Here is a 6,110-nt window from a genome sequence, read left to right as displayed (position 1 = left end):
AGCGAGCCGGAGGCTCGCGGTCCGGAAGACTAAGAGGCCGCTGCAGCGACGTCTTTCGAGCTGATCCGCCGGCGCTTGGCGTTGATCTCGCGCAGCACGCCCAGCATCTCCTCGGCGACGACGTCGCCGGGGATGCCGTCGCCTTCGGCCTCGAGCTCCTTCATGTCGACCCACACCGCGTAAAGCGGCGCAGTGCGGCTGGTGATGATGCCGGCGTGCAGCAGCGTCTTGATCAGCACCCGGAACATGTTGGTGCTTTCCTTCAGCGAGTTGCGGCGATCGTCGTCGCTGAAGCTCTCCTTCACCGCGTCGCGCACCCACTGCCAGTCGAGCCCGTACTTGGCGTAGATGACCTGCTTCTGCTCGGCGTTGATCAAGTTGAACAGCAGGGTCTGGAAGATCTGGGCCGCCCAGTCCTCGACCTTGCGATGCTCCTCTTCGTTGAGGTGCCGGATGGTCTTCGACGCCCAGATGCGCCCGAAGCGGTGATGGAACGCCTCGTCGCTCATCACGAGTTGCACCAGGCGGCGCAGCACGGGATCGTTGGTGCGCGCATTCAGCGTCGCGAACGAGCCCATTGCCAGCCCCTCGATCAGCATCTGCATGCCGACGATCTTCTTGTAGACCTCGGGCGTGCTCACGAGATCGGCCAGCACCGTGGCAATGGTCTTGCCGACCGGCAGTGGCTGCCCCCAGCGCTTGGCGATGTAACGGGTGAAGCCCGCGACATGGCGCGCTTCCTCGCGCGCCTGGTTGGCGGCGTACTCCTGGGCGCCCGGATCGAGCAGGATGTGGCAGAGGCTGGCCGACAGCGACAAAGCGCCCTGCTCGCCATGCAGCAGGTTGGAGATCGACCAATGCATGACGTCGTTGGCGAGCTGGATCTTCTGGCCCTCGTCCAGCCGGTCGGCGACGGCGCTCCGGAGCTCCACGATCATGTCGAAAGGCACCACCGACATGGCGGCCATGTCGAACGGCTGGTCGAAATCGATGTAGTTCTTGTCCAGCGGATCCCAGAAATGGTCGTGGGTAGCCGAAATAATGCTGTCGAAGGCATCGCTGCGCCGGCCGTAACGCGCTACTTCCAGCATCGCTGGGAAGTCTTCCGGCATTATCGTGTCATAGGCCTTGTCGTAGGTGATTTGCTGGGCCATTTGGGGCCTCCGATGTGAGGTAAATATGACGGCCACGTCACCTTTTTCAATGGATTTTTCCCCAGTCCCAGCGCATGGGACTTCCGCCATATTCCGGCCGAATGGTGGGCCGATGGCGCCGTCCGCCCAGGAGTAAGATATGTCCCGCCGCCGTCGCATCTACGAGGGCAAGGCCAAGACCTTGTTCGAGGGGCCAGAGCCCGGGACCATCGTCCAGTACTTCAAGGACGACGCTACCGCGTTCAACAACCAAAAGAAGGGCACGATCACCGGCAAGGGTGTGATCAATAACCGCATCTCCGAGTTCCTGATGACCAAGCTCGGCGAGATCGGCGTGCCCACCCATTTCATCCGCCGGCTGAACATGCGCGAGCAGCTCATCCGGCAGGTCGAGATCATCCCGCTCGAGATCGTGGTGCGCAACGTCGCAGCCGGCTCCTTCGCCAAGCGCTTCGGCGTCGAGGAAGGCACCCAGCTGCCGCGCTCGATCATGGAGTTCTTCTACAAGAACGACGCGCTGGGCGACCCCATGGTCACCGAGGAGCACATCACGGCGTTCGGCTGGGCGACGCCCCAGGACCTCGACGACATCGTGGCGCTGACCCTGCGCGTGAACGACTTCCTGTTCGGCCTGTTCCTGGGCTGCGGCATCAAGCTGATCGACTTCAAAGTCGAGTTCGGCCGCCTATATGAGGACGACATGGTCCGCATCGTGCTTGCCGACGAGATCAGCCCCGATTCCTGCCGGCTGTGGGATCTCCGCACCAACGAGAAGATGGACAAGGACCGTTTCCGCCGCGACCTCGGCAAGGTCGAAGAGGCCTACCAGGAAGTGGCGCGGCGTTTGGGAATCCTGATCGACCAGGGGCCGGGCGACGTCCGCGGTCCCACCACATTGCAGTAATGAGGCGCAATGAAAGCCAGAGTCCACGTGACCCTCAAGAACGGCGTGCTCGATCCCCAGGGCAAGGCCATCGGACATTCCCTCAACCGGCTGGGCTTTCCCGAAGTCGGCGATGTCCGCCAGGGCAAGTTCATCGAGCTCGAGCTCGACGAAACCGACAAGGCCAAGGCGAAGGCGCGGCTCGACGAGATGTGCCGCAAGCTTCTGGCCAACACCGTGATCGAGAACTACTCGATCGAGCTGGTCGGCTGATGTCACGCACAGACCTCATCCTCTTGCCGGACCGCGGGCCTCCAGGCCCGCTCATATCATGCTCTTGCGGACCGCGCGCCTCTGGCGCGCTCATGAGCGCGCGGGGCGCGCGCGGTCCGAAAGAATATGAGCGGGCCTGGAGGCCCGCGGTCCGGCAAGACAGAAAGGCATCCGGGTCATGAAGGCAGCCGTTCTGGTTTTCCCCGGCTCCAACCGCGAGGGCGACGTCGCCCAGGCGATCGAGCTCGTCACTGGCCGCAAGCCACAGATGGTCTGGCACGGCGACGGCGACTTCGAGAAGACCGACCTGATCGTCGTCCCCGGCGGCTTCTCCTACGGCGACTACCTGCGCTGCGGCGCCATGGCCGCGCTGTCGCCGGTCATGGCCGAGGTCAAGAAGCGGGCGGCGCAGGGCGTGCCGGTGCTGGCGATCTGCAATGGCTTCCAGATCGTCACCGAGGCGGGCCTGCTGCCGGGCACCTTGATGCGCAACGCGCACCTGAAGTTCGTCTGCTCCGACGTGCACCTTAAGGTCGAGACCAGCCAGAGCCTGTTCACCAACCGCTACCAGGCGGGCCAGGTGATCCGCGTGCCGGTGGCCCACGCCGAGGGCAACTACTTTGCCGACCAGGACACGCTGAAGCGCCTGGAAGATCGCGGCCAGATCGCCTTCCGCTACTGTGCGCCGGACGGCACGGTCGACGGCACCGGCAATCCTAACGGCTCGATCCGCAACATCGCGGGCGTGTTCAACGAGACGAAGACCGTGATGGGGTTGATGCCCCATCCGGAAAACGCGGTTGAGCCGATGTTCGGCGGCAGCGATGGCAAGGCATTGTTCGAAGGTTTGGTCGAGGCCCTCACATGAGCGGCAATGGCGTGAGCGTGGAGAAGAATCCCCCCGTAAAGCTGCCCAACGAGCCCGTGATCACGCCGCAGATCGTGGCCGAGCATGGCCTGTCGCCCGAGGAATACCAGCGCGTGCTGGCGATCATGGGCCGCACGCCGACCATGGTCGAGCTCGGCATCTTCTCGGCCATGTGGAGCGAGCACTGCTCCTACAAATCCTCCAAGGTGTGGCTGAAGAAGCTGCCGACCAAGGCGCCGTGGGTCATCCAGGGCCCGGGCGAAAATGCCGGCGTCATCGACATCGGCGACGGCCAGGCCGCCATCTTCAAGATGGAGAGCCACAACCACCCCTCCTACATCGAGCCCTACCAGGGCGCGGCGACCGGCGTTGGCGGCATCCTGCGCGACGTCTTCACCATGGGCGCGCGGCCGATCGCCAACCTGAACGCGCTGCGCTTCGGCGATCCGGCGCATCCCAAGACCCGGCATCTGGTGTCGGGCGTGGTCGCCGGCATCGGCGGCTACGGCAACTGCATGGGCATCCCGACGGTAGGCGGCGAGACCAACTTCCATGCCGCCTACAATGGCAACATCCTGGTCAACGCCATGACCGTGGGCATCGCGCCGACCGACCGCATCTTCTATGCGGCGGCGGCCGGCGTCGGCAATCCGCTGGTTTATGTCGGCTCGAAGACCGGTCGCGACGGCATCCATGGTGCCACCATGGCCTCGACCGAGTTCAGCGAGGACAGCGAGGAGAAGCGCCCGACCGTGCAGGTCGGCGATCCCTTCGTCGAAAAGCTGCTGCTCGAAGCCTGCCTGGAACTGATGGCGACCGACGTCATCGTCGCCATCCAGGACATGGGCGCGGCCGGCCTCACCTCGTCGTCGTTCGAGATGGCGGCCAAAGGTGGGCTGGGCGTCATCGTCGAGCTCGACAAGGTGCCGATGCGCGAGACCGGCATGAATCCCTACGAGCTCATGCTCTCGGAAAGCCAGGAGCGCATGCTGATCGTGCTGAAGCCCGGCACCGAGGAGCAGGCGCGCAAGATCTTCGAGAAGTGGGAGCTCGACTTCGCCGTCATCGGCCATCTCACCGACACCGAGCGCATGGTGCTGAGCTGGCACGGCGACATCGTCGGCAACATCCCCATCCCGCCGCTGGTCACCGAGGCGCCGGTCTATGAGCGGCCGTGGACGCTGACGCCGCTGCCGGCGGTGCTCGACGCGGCCTCGGTGCCGGTGCCCAAGGACTGGCGCGCCTCCCTGCTGGCGCTGATGAGCTGCCCTGACTTGGCCAGCAAGTCGTGGATCTGGCACCAGTACGACCACCTCATCATGGGCAACACGGCGATCCGTCCGCAGGACGGCGACGCTGCCCTGGTGCGCGTCAACGGTGGCCACAAGGGTCTCGCCATGACGTCGGACTGCACGCCGCGCTACGTGCAGGCCCATCCCGAGACCGGCGGCCGCCAGGCCGTGGCCGAGGCGTGGCGAAACATCACCGCGGTCGGCGCGCGGCCGCTCGCCGTCACCGACAACATGAACTTCGGCAACCCGCAGAAGCCCGAGATCATGGGCCAGTTCGCCGGCGCCATCATGGGCATGGCCGAGGCCTGCAAGGTGCTCGACTTCCCGGTCGTGTCGGGCAACGTCTCGCTCTACAACGAGACCGAGGGCCGCCCCATCCTGCCGACGCCGACCATCGGCGCAGTCGGCGTGATCGAGGACATCGCCAAGGCGGTCGGCTCGCGGCTGACCCAGGCTGGGCTGGGCATCGTGCTGATCGGCGAGACCCAGGGCTGGCTCGGCCAGTCGCTCTACCTGCGCGAGGCCTGCGGCCGCGAGGAAGGCGCCCCGCCGCCGGTCGATCTCGCCGTCGAACGGCGCAACGGCGACTTCGTGCGCTCGCAGATTGCCCTGGACCGCGTAGAGGCCTGCCACGACCTGTCGGACGGCGGCCTCCTGGTGGCCCTGGCAGAGATGGCCATCGCCGGCGGCACGGGCATGGAAATCGCCCAGCCGGCCGGAAACGTCGTGCCCTCGCACGCGTTTTTCTATGGCGAGGATCAAGGCCGCTATGTCATCGCCAGCGGCTCGGCCGACGACGTGATTGAAGCAGCCCATGCCGCGGGCGTTCCGGCGGTGCTGCTGGGCTACTCGGGCGGCGCGTCGCTGGTGGTCAGGGACCTGCTGTCGCTGCCGCTCAGCGACATCAAGGCGGCCCACGAGGCCTGGCTGCCGGGCTATATGTCGGCCACGGAATAACGCAGGAAAATCAAGCCATGCCGATGGTCGCTGAAGACATCGTCCGCCTGATCAAGGAGGGCATCCCCGACGCCGAGGTCGAGATCCAGGACCTCGCAGGCGACGGCGACCACTATGCCGCCACGGTCGTTTCCGCTGCCTTTGCCGGCAAGTCCAAGATCCAGCAGCATCAGATGGTCTATGGCGCGCTGGGTGGTCGCATGGGCGGCGTGCTGCATGCGCTTAAATTGACCACCATGGCGCAAAGGCCTTAGGGGCCTTATATTCAAGGCCAGACCCGCGCCTCCCCAATCTGGCGTAATTTGGCGCATCAGGAGATCGTTATGAGCGAGCCCCAGGTTTTCGACCGTATCCGCGACGAGATCGCCAAGAACGACGTGCTGCTGTTCATGAAGGGCACGCCGGTGTTCCCGCAGTGCGGCTTCTCGGCCGCCGTCGTCGAGTGCTTGAGCGAGCTCGGCGTGAAGTTCCACGGCGTCAACATCCTGGTCGACCCGGAGCTGCGCCAGGGCATCAAGGAATTCAGCCAGTGGCCGACCATCCCGCAGCTCTACGTGAAGGGCGAGTTCGTGGGCGGCTGCGACATCATCCGCGAGATGTTCGAGACGGGCGAGCTCGAGCAGTTCTTCAAGGAAAAGGGCGTCGCGCTGGCGAACGCGGCCTAGACCTCGCTCGTTTCGGGC

Annotated in this window: 7 protein-coding genes; 6 read left to right on the top strand and 1 reads right to left on the bottom strand. The window is 65.1% G+C overall.

The features are described 5' to 3' along the window. Positions 1–29: 29 nt before the first annotated feature. Positions 30–1,154: a ferritin-like domain-containing protein gene (locus RSO01_RS00605; RefSeq protein WP_147145104.1), complete on the bottom strand. Its 1,125-nt coding sequence runs from the start codon at positions 1,152–1,154 to the stop codon at positions 30–32. A 139-nt stretch (positions 1,155–1,293) separates the two neighbouring features. Here RSO01_RS00605 and purC point away from each other — a divergent pair, with 139 nt between their 5' ends. The 6 genes from purC (at position 1,294) to grxD (ending at position 6,092) form a co-directional block, all read left to right on the top strand. After that, positions 1,294–2,058, top strand: coding sequence for a phosphoribosylaminoimidazolesuccinocarboxamide synthase (gene purC / locus RSO01_RS00600; RefSeq protein WP_147145103.1), 765 nt, complete (start codon positions 1,294–1,296; stop codon positions 2,056–2,058). A 9-nt stretch (positions 2,059–2,067) separates the two neighbouring features. Then, positions 2,068–2,310: a phosphoribosylformylglycinamidine synthase subunit PurS gene (gene purS / locus RSO01_RS00595; RefSeq protein WP_147145101.1), complete on the top strand. Its 243-nt coding sequence runs from the start codon at positions 2,068–2,070 to the stop codon at positions 2,308–2,310. A 178-nt stretch (positions 2,311–2,488) separates the two neighbouring features. Beyond that, positions 2,489–3,178 carry a phosphoribosylformylglycinamidine synthase subunit PurQ gene (gene purQ, locus RSO01_RS00590; RefSeq protein ID WP_147145099.1) on the top strand — a complete coding sequence of 230 codons (690 nt, stop codon included), beginning with the start codon at positions 2,489–2,491 and terminating at the stop codon, positions 3,176–3,178. Next, positions 3,175–5,427 carry a phosphoribosylformylglycinamidine synthase subunit PurL gene (purL, locus tag RSO01_RS00585; RefSeq protein ID WP_147145097.1) on the top strand — a complete coding sequence of 751 codons (2,253 nt, stop codon included), beginning with the start codon at positions 3,175–3,177 and terminating at the stop codon, positions 5,425–5,427. Before purQ ends, purL begins: the two co-directional genes overlap by 4 nt. A gap of 17 nt (positions 5,428–5,444) precedes the next feature. After that, positions 5,445–5,681, top strand: a complete 237-nt coding sequence (locus tag RSO01_RS00580) for a BolA family protein (protein ID WP_147145095.1) — start codon at positions 5,445–5,447, stop codon at positions 5,679–5,681. A 69-nt stretch (positions 5,682–5,750) separates the two neighbouring features. Further along, positions 5,751–6,092, top strand: coding sequence for a Grx4 family monothiol glutaredoxin (gene grxD, locus RSO01_RS00575; RefSeq protein WP_147145093.1), 342 nt, complete (start codon positions 5,751–5,753; stop codon positions 6,090–6,092). Positions 6,093–6,110 lie beyond the last annotated feature (18 nt).

The organism is Reyranella soli (genome assembly GCF_007992495.1).
GTDB classification, from domain to species: Bacteria; Pseudomonadota; Alphaproteobacteria; order Reyranellales; family Reyranellaceae; genus Reyranella; species Reyranella soli.
This window is presented reverse-complemented; position numbering and strand designations above follow the sequence as displayed.